The sequence below is a fragment of the Methylobacterium sp. WL9 genome (genome assembly GCF_008040035.1).
In the GTDB taxonomy this organism is placed as follows: Bacteria; Pseudomonadota; Alphaproteobacteria; order Rhizobiales; family Beijerinckiaceae; genus Methylobacterium; species Methylobacterium thuringiense.
On the sequence record NZ_VRVE01000035.1, the window covers coordinates 1 to 19,001 of the forward strand.

Genomic DNA, 19,001 nt, shown 5'->3' on the forward strand with positions numbered 1-19,001 from the left:
ACCGACGCGATCCATACACGGATCCCGACACCCGGCGCGGGGTGGAGCAGCCCGGTAGCTCGTCAGGCTCATAACCTGAAGGTCGTAGGTTCAAATCCTACCCCCGCAACCAAATACCCCCACAGACCAGCGCAGCACCACAAGCCCGCAGGCGCACGCCCACGGGCATAAACGCGTTCGAAATACGCCCGGTAAACCGTCGGCGAAGCGAAGCGAACCGCGCCAAGCCCGACACGAACATACGACGCCGGCCCACGACCGAGGTCACAGGCCCCCGAGAGGGGAGGGCCCCGAGGCCACGGCAGGGCCGGGGCCAACACCCGCGCCCGCGCAAGGATGCGAAACGCGGCGAGCCGATTGCGCGTCGGCCCGATCCCAGCGCCCGGACGAACCCGCACGGCGCCCGCGCTCACGCCCCCTCGCGGATCGGCAGAGCGAACCGAGCCCCCGACGAGCCGTGCCGAGCCGCAGACCGCAACCATCCCCTCGCGGCAGCTCTTGCACGCCCAAGCGATCAAGACCGCCAAACCGTCGTCGACGCAGATCGCAAGCAAGGAATCCGGCGTCATTCGAAAGATCGGATCGAAGGGCCTTTGTCTAACAGCAGACGAAATTCAGCATAGGCGTGCGCTGGGTCTGTGTCTCGGAATCCTCGCCATAGGGTTTTCAATCCAGCCGTCGGACTCGACCGTAGATTGGGACGCTCAGTCAATGCGCGAGATCCGGCTGTCCTCTATCAGCTACGGATGAGAGCGCGCCGACAATCCCTCAATGGGTGCGGCTGCGCCGTCGAATTTCGCCTCAGGGGGCAGAGTATGTCGAGCGTCAACAGCACGGCCGTGTCGGCGGTCAATCGGATGCGCAGCCTTTGGCTCGCCTCGACGGCCCTGGTCGGGATCCGGCTCCTGCCGCAGCCGGCTCCGAGCGTACTTCACCTCCCGTCGTCGCCCGCGCTGCTGCAGGCGCGGATGGCCCGGCTCCTGGCGCTGGCGATCGAGACGCCGGCCTCGCTGCTGGCGCGGCCGAACCCGCTGCGGTCGCGCAAGGTGCGGCCAGCGGCGCGGGTCGGGCGGCGGAAGTGGCAGCGCGCGGCGCTGGCGGCGGCTGCATCCCTCCTGCTGACGGCGGCCTTGCCCGCCCATGCGCAGACCTGGAACGGCACGACCAGCGACTACAACACCAATGGAAACTGGAACCCTGCCGGTGCGCCCATCGGAGCGGGGCAGTCGGCCACCTTCGCCAACACCGGCTCTGCGACTGTCAACGTATCGGCCCCGATCGCGCCGAACGCCTGGACGTTCAACGCGGATGCCCAGAGCTACACGATCACCGGTTCGGGCGTGAATTTCGCCGGGACGGGCCTCATCAACAACGATGCGAGCGGGACCATCCGCATCGCCAACGTCATCGGCGGTGTCGGCAGTCTCCAGCAGTTCGGGACCGGAACGCTCGTCCTGACCAGCACCAACACCTACACGGGCGGCACCACAGTCTCGGCCGGGCGCGTGATCGCGCAGAACACCGGCAACGCCCTCGGCTCCAGCGGCACCGTGGCGATCGGCGCCGGCGCCACCGTCGAGCTGAACAACACGGGAACCAACGGGTACACGATAGCGCCGAACACCTTCAACGGGGCCGGCACGATCGAGAAGACCGGAACCGGGGCTATCACCTTCGGGGGCAACGGCGGCAACACCAACATCAGCCTGTCGCAGGGCGGCCTGATCAACGTCCGCGAAGGCACTCTGGGCGGCAGCAGCTCCGGCCAGGGCATCTGGACCAACAACAGGGGCAGCCTGAACGTCGCCGCGGGGGCCAGCGTCAACACCGTCGAAGCAGCGGTCTTCATCGATGCGCTGACCGGGGCCGGGACGTATGCCGGCGGCTTCCAGGGCACGCGAACGACAACCATCGGCGTCGCCGGTGGAATCGGCACCTTCTCCGGGACGCTCGAGGACAACGCCGGCACGGGTGGGTTGGCCATCGTCAAGACCGGTGCCGGCACGCAGACGTTCTCGGGCGCCAACACCTACACCGGCGGCACCAGGATCTCGGGCGGCGCACTGCAGATTGGCGATGGCGGCACCACCGGTTCGATCATCGGCAATGTCGCAAACAACGCCTCGCTGATCTTCGACCGCAACAACGCCTACACCTTCGCGGGCACGATCACTGGCTCCGGTAACCTCACCCAGGCCGGCACAGGCACGCTGACGCTGTCGGGGACCAATACCTATACCGGCGGCACCACCTTCGCGGCCGGCACCCTCAATGCCGGCAGCGCGGGGGCGCTCGGCACCACCGGCGCGCTCAACTTCACCGGCGGTGCGCTGCAATACAGTGCAGCCAACGCCGTTGACTATTCCGGCCGACTCTCGACCGCCGCCGGGCAAATCTACCGCATCGACACCAATGGGCGGGATGTCACCTTCGCCAATGCGCTGACCTCGGCGAACGGCAGCCTGAACAAATTTGGCGCCGGCACGCTGACGCTCACCGGCGCCAACACCTACAACGGCACCTCGATCATCTCCGGCGGCACGCTGGCGATCGGCGTCGCCGGTGGGGCCACCGGTACCCTCATTACGTCCGGCACCACCATCGCGCCGACGGCGGGCACCACGCTCACCGTCAACGCCGGCAGCCTCATTCGCAGCACGGGCTCCGTCACGATCAGCAACGCCAATGGCGCGTTCACGATCAACAACGCCGGTACGATCGACAGCACGAGTAGCAACACGATCCAGAACGGCAGCACGACGCTGACTCTGAACAATACCGGCACGGTCTCGTCGACGAACTTCGTGTCGGTGCTGGCTGGTGCGAACTCGCGGATCACCAACAGCGGCACGATCACCGGCGGCAGCAGCACCAGCTTCGGTTACGGCATCGAGGCCAACGGCCTGGGCACGCAGATCACCAACCAGAACGGTGGCATCATCCAGTCGACGGCGACCAACCCGGTCCGCTTCGACAACGGCGGCACGCTCATCAACCAGCTCGGCGGCACGATCCGGCATACCGGTACGACCAACAATAACGCGGGCGCCGGCGTCTATTCCAACGGCAACCTGACGCTGATCAACGGCGGCCGCATTACCACGACGAGCACCGGCGCGAGCGACGGCGTGACCGTGCTGGGTGTCGGGAACATCACCAACACCGGCACGCGCGACGGCAACGGCACCCTCACCGGCGGCCTGATCCAGGCGGCCAACGCCTCCGGCCTCGCTCTAGTCGGGGCGGGCAGCAGCGTCACCAACAGCGGCACGATCCAGGGCGGCACCAGCTCCAACGGCGTCAACCTCAACAACGGCGGCACGATCACCAACCAGGCGGCCGGTCTCATCGCCGGATCAAACGGCGGTATCATCAGCGCCGGCTCCAGCGCCGCGATCATCACCAACGACGGCACGATCCGCGCAACGGCTCAATCCGATGGGATCATGCTCGGGGCTGGCGGGACGATCAACAACGGCAGCGCAACCAACACCGCTGCACTCATCGCGGCCGCATTCGGCAGCGCCATCAACAACACGGGCAGTGCCGCAACGATCGTCAACAACTACGGCCGCATCCAGGGGACGAGCTTCTCAGGCGCCGGGCAGGCGAGCGGCACCGGCGCGTTCACGCTGAACAACCTCGGCACCGCTTCGATCGTCTACGGCACCGGCAACTTCGGGACGTACAACGCCGGCACCGGCACTGGTAGCGGCTTGCTGACCGTCACCAACCAGGGTCTCATCGTTTCCGGCGGTACCACGGACGCGAATGCCGCTGTCTATGCCAACGGTGCGGCCACCATCACCAATAGCGGCAGGATCGGCATCGGCTCGGTAAGCAACACCGGCGTCTACACCGCCACCACGACCGGCGCTTCGAACGCGATGTTGCTCAACGCTGGCGGCGCGGTCCTCAACCAGGCCGGTGGAACGATCCAGGGCGGCGGGGCTCGGGGCATTACCTCGAACGCCGGGCTGACGCTGACCAACCTAGGCACCATCAGCGGGACCAACGACGGCCTCGGCGTCCTGGGCGGGGCTTCGAGCGTGCTGAACGTCGGCACGATCAGCAGCAGCACGAACTCCGGCATCGCGGTGGGCGGCGCTGGGGCGACGCTGAGCGTCACCAATGCCACGCGCGGCACGATCACCGGCGGCTCGGACGCCACTTTCGGCTACGGCCTCGGAGCCAACGGCCGATCGATGACCGTGAACAACTATGGTTCGATCGGCAGCGGGGCACGTGGGCTCACCGCCGTCAACGATGGGACAGTGACCGCGAACCTCTACGCCGGATCGGCGACTGGCTCGATCCTCGGCTCCGGCGGAAACGATACCGTCTCGCTCTACACCGGTGCGGTCAACGCGGCGGCAGTCACGACGCCCTACGCCGATGCGGTGACCGGCGCGCAATCGACGGTCACGCTGCAGAACAGCGGGGCGGTCGCGGCCGCGACGGTCGGCGGTATCAACCTTGGGGGCGGCTCGAACACGCTGAACCTGGGCGGCACCGGCACCTATGACGGCGTGACCGGCACCAACACGACCGGTGCCCGCGGCGCGCTGAACATGTCGACCGTGTCAGGCCTGACGACGCTGAACAAGCAGGATTCCGGCACCTTCGTGCTGACGGGCGGCTACGGCGGCGCGCTCACCACCAACGTGCAGGCCGGTCGCCTGATCGCGCAGAACACCGGCAACGCTTTCGGTACGGGCACCGTGACGATCAGCTCCGGCGCCGTGGTCGAGTTGAACAGCACGGGTGCGAACCGCGTCGGTCTGGCTGCCGGAACGTTCACAGGCGACGGCAGGATCCAGAAGACGGGCACCGGAAACATCGCCCTCGGTGACGCCGGCAACGTGAACATCAGCCTCCTGCAGGGCGGCCTGTTCGACGTGCAGGCCGGAAGCGTCAACGGCAGCTCCAGCGGTCAAGGCATCTGGACGGACAACAAGGGCAGCCTCAACATCGCCTCAGGTGCGACCTTCGACGGCGTCGAAGGCGCCATCGTCGTCGACCGGCTCACCGGCGCCGGGACGCTGCGGGGCGGGTTCAATGGCACGCGGACGACGACGGTCGGCATCGCCAACGGATCCGACACGTTCACCGGCACCATCCAGGATGGGAGCGGTCCGCTCGCCCTGACCAAGGCCGGCACCGGCACGCAGACGCTCGCCGGCACCAGCACCTATACCGGCGCGACCACCATCAACGGCGGCACCCTGCTGGCCGGCGCGAACAACGCCTTCGCGGCGGCCTCGGCCACGACGGTGAACACGGGCGGCACGCTGGACCTCGGCGGCTTCGCCGAGGCGGTCAACGCCGTCGCCCTGGCGGGCGGCACGATCACCAACGGCACGCTCACCGGCGCGATCGCCTCGACGGGCGGCACGGTCAGCACGATCGCCGGAGGCGCCACGCTGGCGACGACCGCCGGCACCACGATCTCCACCGGCAACACCTATACCGGCGCCACAACGGTCGGTACGGCTTCGATCCTGCGCGCGGGGGCGGCCAACGGCTTCTCGGCGGGTTCGGCCTACACCCTGAACGGCACCGGCACGCTCGACCTCGACGGAACCGGCAACGCGGTCGGCTCGCTGGCGAGCGCCGCGACGACATCGGTCGTGACCAGCGGCACGGCCGGCGCGGCGACGCTGACCGCGGGCGGCAACGGCGCCACGACGGCCTTCGCGGGCACGATCCGGAACGGCTCCGGCACGGTCGGCCTGACCAAGGCCGGCGCCGGCGCACTGACGCTGTCGGGCGCCAACACCTATTCGGGCGCCACGACGGTCTCGGCCGGCACGCTGCGGGCGGGCGCGGCCAACGTCATCAGCACCGCGAGCGCCGTCGCCGTGAACGGCGGCACGTTCGACCTGAACAACTTCAACCAGTCGATCGGCGCACTCAGCGGCAGTGCCGGCACCACGGTCTCGCTCGGCTCGGCCACGCTGACCACCCGCACGGGGGGCACGGGCTACGGCGGCGCCATCACCGGCACCGGCAATCTCGTCGTTCAGGGAACTGGCAACCAGTTCTCGCTCGGCGGCACCAATGCCTACACCGGCACGACCACCGTGCGTGACACCGCCTCCGGTTTCGCGATCCTGAGCATGAATGGGTCGATCCTGGGCTCGAACACCGTCAGCGTCGAGAGCGGGTTCAGCACCGCGATCCTCAATGTCGGCAATGGTGCCGGCATCGCAAACACAGCAGCGGTCACACTATCGGGCACGAGAACCCCTGAGCTTCGGCTGCAGCAATCGACCGAGGTCGGTTCGTTGAACAGCACCGCGGCAGGTTCGATCGTAACGTTCGCAGCCGGCACCGTTCTGACGACAGGGCGTAACGGCACCGCCGATACGTTCGCAGGCAACATCGGCCCTGGCGGCAACGGCGCCTTGACCAAGACCGGCACGGGCACGCTGACGCTCAGCGGCGCCAACACCTATACCGGCGCCACCACGGTCTCGGGCGGCACGCTCCAGATCGGCAACGGCGGCCGGATCGGCCAGAACGCGGACGGGACCGTCTTCAGCAACGTCGCCACCGCCGGCGGCACGCTCGCGATCGCCCGGAGTGACGCCTACACCTATGGCGGCCTCGTCACGGGCTCGGGCACACTCGCCCAGACCGGCAACGGCACGACCACGCTGACCGGCATCAACGGCACGGGGGCCCAATTCACCGGCACGGCCAACGTCACCGCGGGCACCCTGGCCGTCAACGGCACCTTCGGCGACACCGCCGGCAACACGGCGATCGTGAACGTCAACACCAACGGTACCTTACACGGTACCGGCACCATCGCCGGCTCGGTCGTCGTCGGCAGCGGCGGCACGGTCTCGGCCGGCAACTCGCCGGGCACGCTGACGGTGGGCGGCAACTACACGCTCGATGCCGGCTCGACCTCGCTGTTCGAGTTCGGCTCGGCGGGCGTCGTCGGCGGAGCGAACAACGACCTGATCAGAGTCGACGGCAACCTGCGGCTCGGCGGTACGCTCAGCCTCGTCTCCGCAACGAACGCCGCCAGCGCTCCGGTCTCCGGCGCCTACCGGCTCTACGATTACGGCGGCACGCTCGCCGGCACGTTCGGCACGGTGACGACGCCGAGCGCCGGGTCCACGGCGCTGGTCTACACCAACATCCCGACGCAGGTGAACGTGCTGCTCACCAACGGCAACCAGTCGGTGCAGTACTTCGACGGCGCCGACACCACCGGCGCCACCGCCGGCGGCCAGGGCGGCACCGGTACCTGGAATACCGCCAACACCAACTGGACCACGCTGCCCGGCGGTCAGGTCAACGATGTCTGGCGCTCGGGCGTCGGCATCTTCGGGGGCACGGTCGGCACCGTGACGGTGGCCGGCACGCAAGACATCCAGGGCCTGCAGTTCACCACGACCGGCTACGCCCTCACCGGCGGATCGCTCAACCTGGGCGGCAACCCCTTCAACGCCGACACCAACAGCTTCATCACCGTCGATGCCAACGTCGCCACGACGATCGGCAGCGCGCTGGTCGGTTCGGCGACGGTCGGGCTGACCAAGCTCGGCGCCGGCACGCTGACGCTCACCGGCAACAGCGGCTACAGCGGCGGCACCATCCTCGCCGCCGGCACGCTGAACGCGGGCGGCGCCAACGCGCTCGGCACCGCCGGCACGCTCGCCTTCACCGGCGGCACGCTGCAATACAGCGCGGCCAACGCCGCCGACTATTCCGGCCGCTTCTCGACGGCCGACGGCCAGGCTTACCGCGTCGACACCAACGGCCGGAACGTCACCTACGCCACCGGCCTAGCCTCGCAGGGCGGCAGCCTCGCCAAGCTCGGCGCCGGCACTCTGACCCTGACCGGCGCGAGCACCTATGCCGGCGCGACGGCGATCGATGCCGGCACGCTGCAGGTCGGCAACGGCGGCGCGACCGGCTCGCTCGCAGCGGCCTCGGCCGTCACCGTCGCAGGCGGCACCACCCTGGCGCTGAACCGCACCGGCACGCTGGCCTTCGGCAACGCCGTCTCGGGCGCCGGTGCGCTCACCGTAAACGGCGCGACCGGCGCCAACGACAGCATCACGCTGTTCGGCGCGCTGCGCCAGACCGGCGGCTTCACCGTCGCGGATGCCTCGAACGTCACGCTGAGCGGCAGCTATTCTGCCGCCCCTTCGGTCTCGCTCGCGGGCGGCGGCACGTTCACCAACCAGGGCTCCGTGAACGCCTCGAGCGACGCGATCCTGACGAGCACGAGCGCCGACACCGCCGTCGTCAACGCGGCGGGCGCGCAGATCGTGGGCGGCTTCAGCGGCGTCATACAGGTCCAGTCCGCCGTCCCGGCGGCGCTCGCCGTCACCAATTCCGGCCTGATCCGCGGCAACGGCTACGATGGCGTGACCCAGCACGGCACGGGTGCGCTCACCGTCACGAATAACGGTACCGGCGTGATCTACGGGCAGAACGGCACGATGTCCGGAAACGGCTACGGCGTCGGCAGCGATGGCGGCGGCGTGCTGACACTCGGCAACGCGTTGGGAGGCACGATCGTCGGCCAGTACGCTGTCGTCGGCTCGAACGTCGGCGACCAGGTTGCCAATGCGGGCACGATCGCTTCCGGCACGCTCAACGAAGACGGGACCATCGCACCGGGCGGCGTCGCAGGCGTCGATCTGCGGCAGGGCGGCACCGTCATCAACCAGACCGGCGGCCTGATCCAGGGAGGCGGCAATGCCCTGCGTTCCGCCGGAGCGCTCGTCCTGCGCAACGCCGGGACGATCGCCTCGCCGAGCAGCGACGGCATCGTGACGTCATCGACGTTCGACATCCGCAACGCCGGCATGATCTCCAGCAGCGTCAATTCGGGCATCGCCGCCGTCAGCGGCAGCGGGACGATCGTCAACGCCACGGGAGGCACCTTCACCGGTGGCTCGAGCGCGCAGTTCGGCTACGGCGTGCAGTTCGCCGGCGGCTCCGGCACCATCGAGAACTATGGAACGCTGAACTCGACCCGCACCACGAATGGCGGCTCCGGCGGCATCTATGCCTACGACCGTAGTGGAACCGATCTGGCCACGGTCACGGCCAACCTCTACGCCGGCTCGACCACCGGCGTCATCGCGCTGAGCGGCGGCGACGACACCGTCGCGCTCTATACCGGCACCGGTACGGCCGGTTCCGGCGTCGTGAACACCGACGGCGTGCGTCTCCAGAACGCCGGCACCCTCGCGGCGGCGGCCTTTGGCACGATCGACCTCGGCGGCGGCACCAACACGCTGACCCTGCGCGGCGCGGGCGACGGCACGGTGGCCAACGGCGCGGCCGGCACGCTCGCCCTCGGCTCCGTCAGCGGAGCCGGAACGTTCAACAAGCTGGATGCCGGCACCTGGACCCTCACCGGCCAGACGGCCGCGCCGCTCGCCGGCATGACCGCCACCATCGACGGCGGCATTCTCGCGATCGACGGCGTCTTCGGCGACACGGCCGGCAACACGGCGGTCGTGAACGTCAACGCCAACGGCACGCTGCACGGCACGGGCACCATCGCCGGCTCGGTCGTCGTCAACGGCGGCACGGTCTCGGCCGGCAACTCGCCGGGCACGCTCACGGTCAACGGCGACTACACGCTCAATGCCGGCGCGACCTCGCTGTTCGAGCTCGGCGCACGGGGCGTCGTCGGCGGCATTAGCAACGACCTGATCGCCGTCGGCGGCAACCTGCAGCTCGGCGGTACGCTCAGCCTCGTCGCTGCGACGAATGCCGCAACCGCCCCGGTCTCGGGCGCCTACCGGATCTACAATTACGACGGCGCGCTCTCCGGCACGTTCGGCACGGTGACGACGCCGACGGCGGGCTCCACGGCGCTGGTCTACACCAACATCCCGACGCAGGTGAACGTGCTGCTCACCAACGGCAACCAGTCGGTGCAGTACTTCGACGGCGCCGACAGCACCGGCGCCACCGCCGGCGGCCAGGGCGGCACCGGCACCTGGAGCGCGGCGGGCACCAACTGGACCACGCTGCCGGCCGGTCAGGTCAACGACGTCTGGCGCTCGGGCGTCGGCATCTTCGGCGGCAGCGCCGGTACGGTGACGGTCGCCGGTGCGCAGAACCTGCAGGGCCTGCAGTTCGTCACCGACGGCTACCGCCTCGGCGGGCCGGGCACGCTCAACCTGGCGGGTGACGTGCTCACGCCGACCCAGAGCTTCGTGAACGTCGACAGCGGCGTCGGAGTCACCATCGCCAACACGCTGACCGCAACCGGCGGCACGATCGGCCTGCGCAAGCTCGGCGACGGCAGCCTGACGCTCACCGGGGCCAGCACCTTTGCCGGCACCACCACGGTCTCGGCTGGCACGCTCGCCATCGCGGCCGGCGGTTCGGTCGCCTCCGCGGTCGTCAACGCGGCGACCTTCACCAACGCGGGCACCGTCGGCGGCGGCCTGACCAACACGGCCGGCACCAGCACCAACACCGGCACCATCAACGGCGGCGCCACGATCCTCGCCGGAACCTTCAACACCAACGCCGCAACGAGTGTCGTCAACGGCACGCTCGCAAACAACGCCACCGTCAACGCCCAGGGCCAGATCAACGGTGCGGTCAGCAACCATGCCGGCGCGAGGCTCAACGTCGTCGGCGGGCTCACCGGTGTCGGCCGCCTGACCAACGACGGCGCCGTCGATCTCGGCGGCAACGGCCTCGGCGTCGGCTCGCTCTCGGGCACGACGGCGGCGGCCAGCATCGTCGGTGGCGGCACGTTGTTGGCTGGATCGGACAACACCTCGTCGAGCTACGCCGGTACCATCCGTGGCGCCACTGCGCTGACCAAGGCCGGCACCGGCACCCTGACGCTCTCGGGCGCCAACAGCCATGCCGGCGCCACCACGGTCTCGGCCGGCACCCTGCAGGCGGGGGCGGTGAACGCCCTCTCGGCAGCCTCCGCCGTGACCGTCGCCAGCACCGGCCGGATGGACCTGAACGGGTTCAACCAGACCGTGGCCTCGCTGGCCGGCGCCGGCAGCGTCACGCTGGGTTCGGCCACCCTCACCACCGGCGGCAGCAACGCCACGACGAGCTATGCCGGTACGATCTCCGGCACGGGCGGTGTGGTGAAGACCGGCAGCGGCGGCTTCACTCTGTCGGGCGCCAACGGCTTCACCGGTTTGACCGCGATCCAGGCTGGCACGCTGACGGTCGCATCCGGGGGCAGCCTCGCCGGATCGGTCAACAACGCGGCGGGCTTCACCAACGCCGGCAGCGTCGCTGGCAGCCTGACCAACAGCGGCAGCGCCACCAACACCGGCACCGTCAGTGGCGGCGTCTCGAACAGCGGCAGCCTCGCCACCTCCGGCGCGATCAACGGTGGCCTGACCAACACCGGAACGGTGACGGCCTCAGCCGGCCGCATCGACGGCGCCATCGCCAACAACGCCGGAACCGTCTCCATCTCCGGCACTGTGGCGAGCAACGGCACCTTCGCCAATGCGGGCGGCGCGACCCTCGCGGTGACCGGCACGGGCGCCTACGGCCTCGGTGGCCTGCTCACCAATGCCGGCAGCCTGACGGTGGCCTCGGGCGGCAGCCTCACGGCGCCGGCCGGGATCGTGAACTCGGGCTCGATCCGGGTGGCGCAGGGCGGCACCATCACCGACGCGCTGGCCAACACCGGCAGCGTGGTCAACGACGGCGCCTACAACGCCGACGTGAGTAACGCGGCGTCGGGCAGCATCTCCAACAGCGCCACCGGAATCTGGACAGGCAACCTCACCGCCAACACCGGCGGCGTGAGCAATGCCGGCCAGTGGCGCGGCGACAGCCGCAACGATGCCGGCGGCAGCGTCGCCAACACCGGCACCTGGACCACGACCACCGGCCCGTTCGCCAATGCCGGGACGCTCGCCACCTCCGGCGTGCTCAACGGCGGCGTCGCCAACACCGGCAGCGTCCAGGCCTCGGGCCAGATCGTCGGCGCGGTCTCGAACGGAATGGGCGCGAGCTTCGCCCTCACCGGCGCTCTCACCGGTGTCACGACATTCGTCAACGACGGCACGCTCAATCTCGGCGGCACGGCCTTCACCGTCGGCTCGCTCTCGGGCACGAACGCTGCGGCGACCCTGCGCAACGGCGCCCTGACCACGAACGGCGACAACAGCTCGACGGCTTACGCCGGCATGATCGCCGACGGGGCGGCGGCGACCTCGCTCACCAAGAACGGCACGGGCAGCCTGACGCTGACCGGCACCAACACCTACACCGGCGGCACCATCGTCAACGCCGGCACGATCGTCGCCGCCGCGGCCGGCCTCGGCAACGGCCCGGTGACCAACAACAGCGACCTGATCGTCGATCAGGCCAACGACGCCACCCTCGGCAGCGCCATCGACGGCACCGGCCGCTTCGTGAAGCGCGGCGCAGGCGCCCTGACCTATACCGGGACCGGCACCCTCTCGGGCGCCACCACGGTCGCGACCGGGCGGCTCAGCGTCAACGGGGGCCTCGCCAACTCCGTCGTCACCGTGGCGAATGCCGCGACGCTCGGCGGTACCGGCACGGTCGGCGGGATCGTGGCGAATGCCGGCAGTGCGGTCGCACCGGGCGCTGCTCCCGGCGCGGTCGGCACCCTGCGTGTCGCGGGCAACGTGCTGTTCGCGGCCCAGTCGCTCTACCAGGTCGACGCCACGGCGGCCGGCCAGTCCGACCGCATCGCCGCCACCGGCACCGCCACGCTCCAGGGCGGCACGGTGCAGGTCACGGCGCAGGCAGGGCTCTACAACCCGACCACGAGCTACACGATCCTCAGCGCGGCCGGCGGCCTCACCGGGCGGTTCGCGGGCGTCACCTCGAACTTCGCCTACCTGACGCCGTTCCTGACCTACGACGCCAACGACGCCTACCTCCGCCTCGCCCGCAACGACCTGCAGTTCGGCACGACGGCGCAGTCGCGCAACCAGGGCAACGTCGCGAATGCGGCGCAGGCGACGGGGGTCGGTGCGCGGCTCTACGACGCCATCGCCGTGCTCTCGGCGCCGCAATCGCGGGTCGCCTTCGACGCGCTGTCCGGCGAGATCCACGCGAGTGCGGTCACGGCGCAGTTCGAGAACGCCTTCCTCGTCCGCGAGGCGGTGCTCGACCGGCTGCGCTGGGGCGATGCCGGCGGCTTCGGCGGCAACAACCTGGGCATCGGCCAGCGCTTCGCGCCGGGCACTACCCTGCCGGGAGCCTACACGGCCGACGTCCCGGGCCGGACTCCGACGCTCGCGGCGATCCCGACCCGTCTCGTCGATCCGAACCCGGTCGCGGTCTGGGGCCAGGGCTTCGGCTCCTTCGGCTCGACGGCCACCGACGGCAACGCCGCCCGGCTCGCCCGCCAGACCAGCGGTTTCGTCCTCGGTGCCGACGCGCGGGTGGAGAATGACTGGCGGGTGGGCGCTGCCGGCGGCTACAGCTTCACCAACCTCGACATCACCGGGCGGCTCTCGTCCGGCACGGTGGAGAGCGGCTACGGTGCGCTCTATGCCGGCGGCCCGCTCGGAGCCCAGAGCCCGCTGCAGCTGCGCCTCGGCGCGACCTATGGCGGCAACAGCCTGACGACGCGCCGCGCTGTCACCTTCGCCGGCTTCTCCGAGAACGCGGGCGCCCGCTACGGCGGCACCACCGCCCAGGGCTTCGCGGAGGTCGGCTACCGTGTCGGGACGGCGGCGAGCTACTTCGAGCCCTTCATCGGCGGCGCCGCGATCCGCCTCGGCCGCGACGGCTTCAGCGAGACCGGCGGCGCTTCGGCGCTGACGGCACAGGGCCGTGACTACGACCTCGCGACCTCGACCGTCGGCCTGCGCGCCGAGGGCCGCCTCTCGGAGGTGTTCGCCACCGACATGCCGATCATGGTCCGGGCGCTCGTCGGCTACCGTCGCGCCTACGGCGACGTGGTGCCCTCGGCGCTCCTCGCCTTCGCGGGCGGCCAGCAATTCGTCTCGGCCGGCATCCCGATCGACCGCGACGCGCTGGTGGCGCAGGCCGGAATCGACTGGCAGATGGCCCCGAGCACGACGCTCGGCGTGAACTATACCGGCCAGGTCGGCCAGCGCGCACAGGACCACGGCGTGAAGGGTAACTTCACCTACCGGTTCTGAGACCGCGGCGACCGACACCACGGCCACGCACGGCAAGCGGAATCCCCGGATCCTGCTTGCCGTGTGTGGCCGTTCGACCCACACCCTTCGCGATCTCACATCCCTGCCGAAAGGCCTGCCGTCATGATCCGTCCCGTCACGATGCCCTGGAAGGCCGGCCTCGGCCTCGCCGCCACGGCCGCGGTCATCGCCGCCCTCCTGTCGGGACCGGTCGCCGGAGAGACGGCCAAGCCGGCCGCTGCGCCGCCGGCCAAGCCCGTCCCGAACGAGCCCGGCGCGACCACGGCGAGCTTCGGCGACTGGGTCCTGCGCTGCCAGCGCGGCGGGTCGGCCGAGAAGCCGGTGCGGGTCTGCGAGGTCGCCCAGTCCATGCAGGTCCAGGGACAGAACCAGCCCATCGCCCAGATCGCCATCGGCCGCGCCGGCGCCGGCGAGCCGCTTCAGATCACGGTGCTGCTGCCCCCGAACGTCGCCTTCCCGAGCAGCGTGCGCCTGCTCTCCGACGAGAAGGACACCGGCGGCTACGAACTGGTCTGGCGCCGCTGCCTTCCCGGCGCCTGCGTCGCCGACGCCGCCGCCAAGGACGACGCCCTCAAGCGCTGGCGCGCCGCGAACGAGCCCGGCCGCATCGTCTTCAAGAATGCCGGCGGACAGGACGTCGCCATTCCCCTGTCCTGGCGCGGCCTGCCCCAGGCCCTCGACGCGCTGGTCAAGGAGCCGGTCTAGAGCATTTTCGAGCGAAGTGGCTTCCGGTTCGCGTGAAGAAAATGCGACCACTCATAGAGATAGAGCAGCTTCCGTGGATCGGAGATCACGAAAACTGCTCTATCGGCTTCCCCCGCCGGCTTCGGGCAGGGGGCCATCCCCGGCTATGCAGGCCGGCCGGGTTCGTCTACGCGATTCCGGCCATGTGATCCGTATCGATCGAACGGGTTGCGGGCGGCCGACGCAGGAGATCGCACATCGGGATGATCGGCAGGCTGCTCCCGTTCGGTGCCGGGCGACGCAGGCGTCGTGAGCGGTTGCGGGCGCGGCGCATCATCGAGTGCTCGGGGCTGTTCGATGCCGCCTGGTATCTGGACCGCCATCCGGACGTCGCCGCCTCGGGGCAGGACCCGCTCGATCATTTCCTGAGATCCGGCGCAGGCGAGGGGCGGCCTGCTGGCCCGGACTTCGACACGCGGCTCTATCTCGCTGCCCATCCCAGCCTCGCCGACGGCCGGGGCAACGCCCTACTGCACTACCTCGAACACGGCGCGAAGGCGGGGCCCTTCGTCGGTCCGGCCCTGCCTGCCTCCGGCCCGCCGGGCGGAGCGGCTCTCGAATCCGTCAGCTTCAGCGTCATCCTGTTCGACGGCCCGCAGGCCGCGCGCGACCGGACCCTGCAGAGCCTGACGCGCCAGGGCGATGCCGTCGTCGAGGTCATCGCCGGGCGCAGCGATACGCAGCTCCTCCCGGTCCGCACGGTGTCGGCCGTGCCGGATGCGGCCTTCCTCGGCGTCGCGCTCGATGCGGCGGCCAACGCCTACGTCGTCCTGCTCGATCCGGGCGACATCGTGCTGGACGGCGCGCTCGCCACGCTCGCTGGTCATCTCGCCCGCGAGGGATCCGACATCGTCTACGGCGACGAGACCTCGGGCGAGGCCGATGCGGCGACGCCGCAATTGAAGCCCGGCTGGTCGCCGGACCTGCTCCGGGCCTACAATTACTTCGGGCGCCTCACGGCCATCCGGCGCGACATCGCGCGCGCGGCCCGCCCCGATCCGTCGGCGGGCGCTGCAGCGGAATGGAGACTCAACCTCGCCGCCGCGGCCCGCGCCGGCCGGATCGACCGGGTGCCCGTCGTTCTTTGCCGGCGAACCGAACCGGACAGATTCGACCGCGTTCGCGCCCTGAGCCATCGCGCCGACTACGAACGCGTTCTTGCAGCGCATCTGGCGGACCGGGCGGACGCACCGCGGATCGCGTCGCGCGGCGACGGCACGTTCCACGCCGCCTGGACGCTGCCGGTCCGTCCGCTCGTCTCCGTCGTGATCGCGCATGCCGCCGCCGCCGACACCCTGCAAAACCGTATCGACAGCCTCCTGCACGGGACCGATTACCCAGACATCGAGATCGTCGTCGTCGGCCACCGATCGGCGGCATCGGAGACCGAAGCGCCCTGCGAACGCCCGGCCGACCGGCCGATCCGGTTCGTCCCCCTCGACGGAAGCCTCACCCCTGCGAGGGCGTGCAACCTCGGCGCCTCGGTCGCGCGAGGGCAGTTCCTTCTCTTCCTCGGCTCGAATCTCACGGTCGTCGCGAGCGGCTGGCTGGACGAACTGGTGCGGCATGGCCTCGGTGCGGGCGTCGGCGTGGTCGGTCCGAAGCTGCTCGCGTCCGACGGCGGGATCCGGGAGGCGGGCATCGGCCTCGGCTTGCGGGAGCTCTGCGCGCCCGTCTTCGAAGGCGCCGCGCCGGGCGAATGGGGCGTCTTCGGCTCGCCCGACATCGAGCGGAATGTCGCCGCGGTGTCGGGGGCCTGCCAGCTCGTGTCCCGGGCGGTGTTCGACCGCGTCGGCGGATACGACGAGCGGTTTCTGACCGTCTGCGCCGCGATCCCGTTCTGTCTCGACGCCGCCCGAGCCGGCTTCCGAACCGTCTATGCCGCCGGGGCCGTCCTCATCCAGGCGGAGGCTTCGCCGGATGATGCCGAAGCCGCGGCCGATCGGGTGCTTCTGGCGGAACGCCTGCGCGCCCTCGGGATCGCGGAGGATCCGTTCCTGCATCCCGCCCTGGACGCCCGGAGCGCCGCGCCGCGCCTGCGCGAGCACTGGCCGGAACTCGGAACGCTCGACCTGCCGCGCGGCATCGCGCGGCTGGCGCGTCCGCCCGATGTCGCCCAGCCGCTCGACCTGTTCGACGACGGGGCCGTGGCGGCGGCCGCGGGCTTGCCCTGGAGCGCAGTGGCGTGGGGCGGCACGCAGGATGGCGCATCCGGCGCCCGGATCCTCATCGAACTCCTGCGGCGGCGGCCGGATCTTCGCGCCCGCTTTCCGCGCGCGCTCGGCGCGGGGAGGGGAGGCGGGTTCGCCGAGTGGGTCGGGACGGAGGGGATCGCGATCCTGCGCCTGTCGGACACCCAGGCCGCCGGCATTGCGGCGGCCTTCGCGACGGATCCCGGCGCCCGCGCTCGCCAGTACCTCACCTACGACGCCGCGTTTCGCGCCGAGGAACCGCTCTTCCTCCTGCCGAACGGCCGGCCGGCTACCTGCCGGCGGCTCTTCGAGGCGGTCGCGGCCCGGCTCCTCACGCTGGAGGAGGTCTGGTGGTTCCTGCTCGCCTGCGCCGAGACGCCGCTCGACGAACTCCAGGAGACCTGGGCGATCACGCCGCTCTGGCAGGCGGCGGTCCCCGACGGCGGCAGCGTCTTCGGCATCGTCGATCTCGTGCAATGGGTTAGCGCGACCTACGGCATCACCTCGGATTGGCTGTTCGCGCCCTGCGAGCCCGCGACGGCGAGCGATGCGGAGCAGGTCCGGTTGGGCCTCGCCACGCATCCGGACTGGCGCGCCGCCTTTCCCGATGCGCTGACCGACGGATCGCAGGCGCAGGCCCTGTTGCAGTATCTGTCGACACGCCGGTCGGGCCTGCCGTTCGTCGCGCGCGAATGGGCGCGGACGCGGGACGTCTCCGCCCTCGCGCCGGAGCTTCGCAAGGGCGGTGTCAACGTCCTCGGCCATTTCTCCTACCCGTCCGGGTTGCGAATCTCGGCCGAGAGCATGGTCGCGGGTCTGCGCCTCAACGGCGTGCCGCTGAGCCTGCGCGACGTGCCGATCCGCTTCGCCACGGACGAGCCGATCACGCCGCGGCTCACGGGCTCCGAGGTCTTCGAGACGACCATCGTCCACGTGCAGCCGCAGCCGCTGTTCAGCGAGGCCTATGCCCGCGCGGGGCTGCGGCCGCGCGAGGCGCGGACCTACCGGATCGGCTACTGGTACTGGGAGTTCGACGCCCTGCCGCCGGACTGGAATCGCGCGGCGCTCGATTGCGACGAGTTCTGGACCGCAACCGAATTCGTCGCCGAGGGCCTGAGACGGACGTTCCGTCAGCCCGTGCGGGTGCTGAGCCCAGGCGTCGAGCTCCCGGAGTTTCAACCCTTGCCGCGCGCGCATTTCGGCCTGCCCGAGGGCGACTGCCTGTTCCTGTTCACGTTCCACATGACGAGCGTCATGGAGCGCAAGAATCCGCTCGGCCTGATCGCGGCCTTCCGGCAGGCGTTTCGCCCGGACGATCGGGCGAAGCTCGTAATCAAGACCGCGTTCGGCCGCGAGCATCCGGAGGCGTTCGCCCGGTTGCTCCAGGCCGCGCAGGAGGCGGGCGTGATCCTGATCGACGCGACTTTTACGCGGCACGAGACGCTTGCCCTGATGGCGGCCTGCGACGCCTACGTCTCACTGCATCGCAGCGAGGGCCTCGGCCTGTCGATGGCGGAGGCGATGCTGCTGGGCAAGCCCACGATCGCGACGCGCTACTCGGGAAACCTCGACTTCATGGACGACGGCAACGCCCTGCTCGTCGAGTCCCGTCTCGTGACGCTCGACCGGGATCTGCCGCCCTATCCGCGCGGGCTGCGCTGGGCCGAGCCATCGCGCGACCATGCCGCCGCGCAGATGCGCCGTCTCTACGAGGACCGGGCGTTCGGGCAGGCGCTGGGCGCGGCGGCCCGCGCCGACCTCGCGACGCGGATGAGCCATCGCGCCAGCGGCCGGCGCATGGCGGACCGGCTCGACGAGATCGCGGCGATGCCCTGAACCGCCGGCCGGCGCACGACCCTCCGGCGAGCCCGTCCCTTTTGGCGGCCGCCCGCGCGTGGTACGCGACCGGCCGTTCCCG

At 70.4% G+C, this 19,001-nt stretch carries 3 protein-coding genes and 1 tRNA gene; all 4 read left to right on the plus strand.

The window, feature by feature from the left end; genetic code table 11:
* Positions 1–35 precede the first annotated feature (35 nt).
* Positions 36–112, plus strand: a tRNA-Met gene (locus FV217_RS12085).
* 703 nt (positions 113–815) lie between these two features.
* The gene (locus FV217_RS12090; RefSeq protein WP_147817433.1) at positions 816–14,126 is read left to right on the plus strand and encodes an autotransporter-associated beta strand repeat-containing protein; all 13,311 of its coding nucleotides are present in this window, start codon (positions 816–818) and stop codon (positions 14,124–14,126) included.
* A gap of 123 nt (positions 14,127–14,249) precedes the next feature.
* On the plus strand, positions 14,250–14,852 hold the full coding sequence (locus FV217_RS12095) for an invasion associated locus B family protein (protein ID WP_238232764.1): 603 nt from the start codon (positions 14,250–14,252) through the stop codon (positions 14,850–14,852).
* A 242-nt stretch (positions 14,853–15,094) separates the two neighbouring features.
* Positions 15,095–18,919 carry a glycosyltransferase gene (locus tag FV217_RS12100; protein WP_147817434.1) on the plus strand — a complete coding sequence of 1,275 codons (3,825 nt, stop codon included), beginning with the start codon at positions 15,095–15,097 and terminating at the stop codon, positions 18,917–18,919.
* Positions 18,920–19,001: the final 82 nt, after the last annotated feature.

Coding starts and splice junctions, on each gene's coding strand:
- FV217_RS12090 (WP_147817433.1), top strand. CDS start 816: ATGTCGAGCGTCAACAGCACGGCCGTGTCGGCGGTCAATCGGATGCGC.
- FV217_RS12095 (WP_238232764.1), top strand. CDS start 14,250: ATGATCCGTCCCGTCACGATGCCCTGGAAGGCCGGCCTCGGCCTCGCC.
- FV217_RS12100 (WP_147817434.1), top strand. CDS start 15,095: ATGATCGGCAGGCTGCTCCCGTTCGGTGCCGGGCGACGCAGGCGTCGT.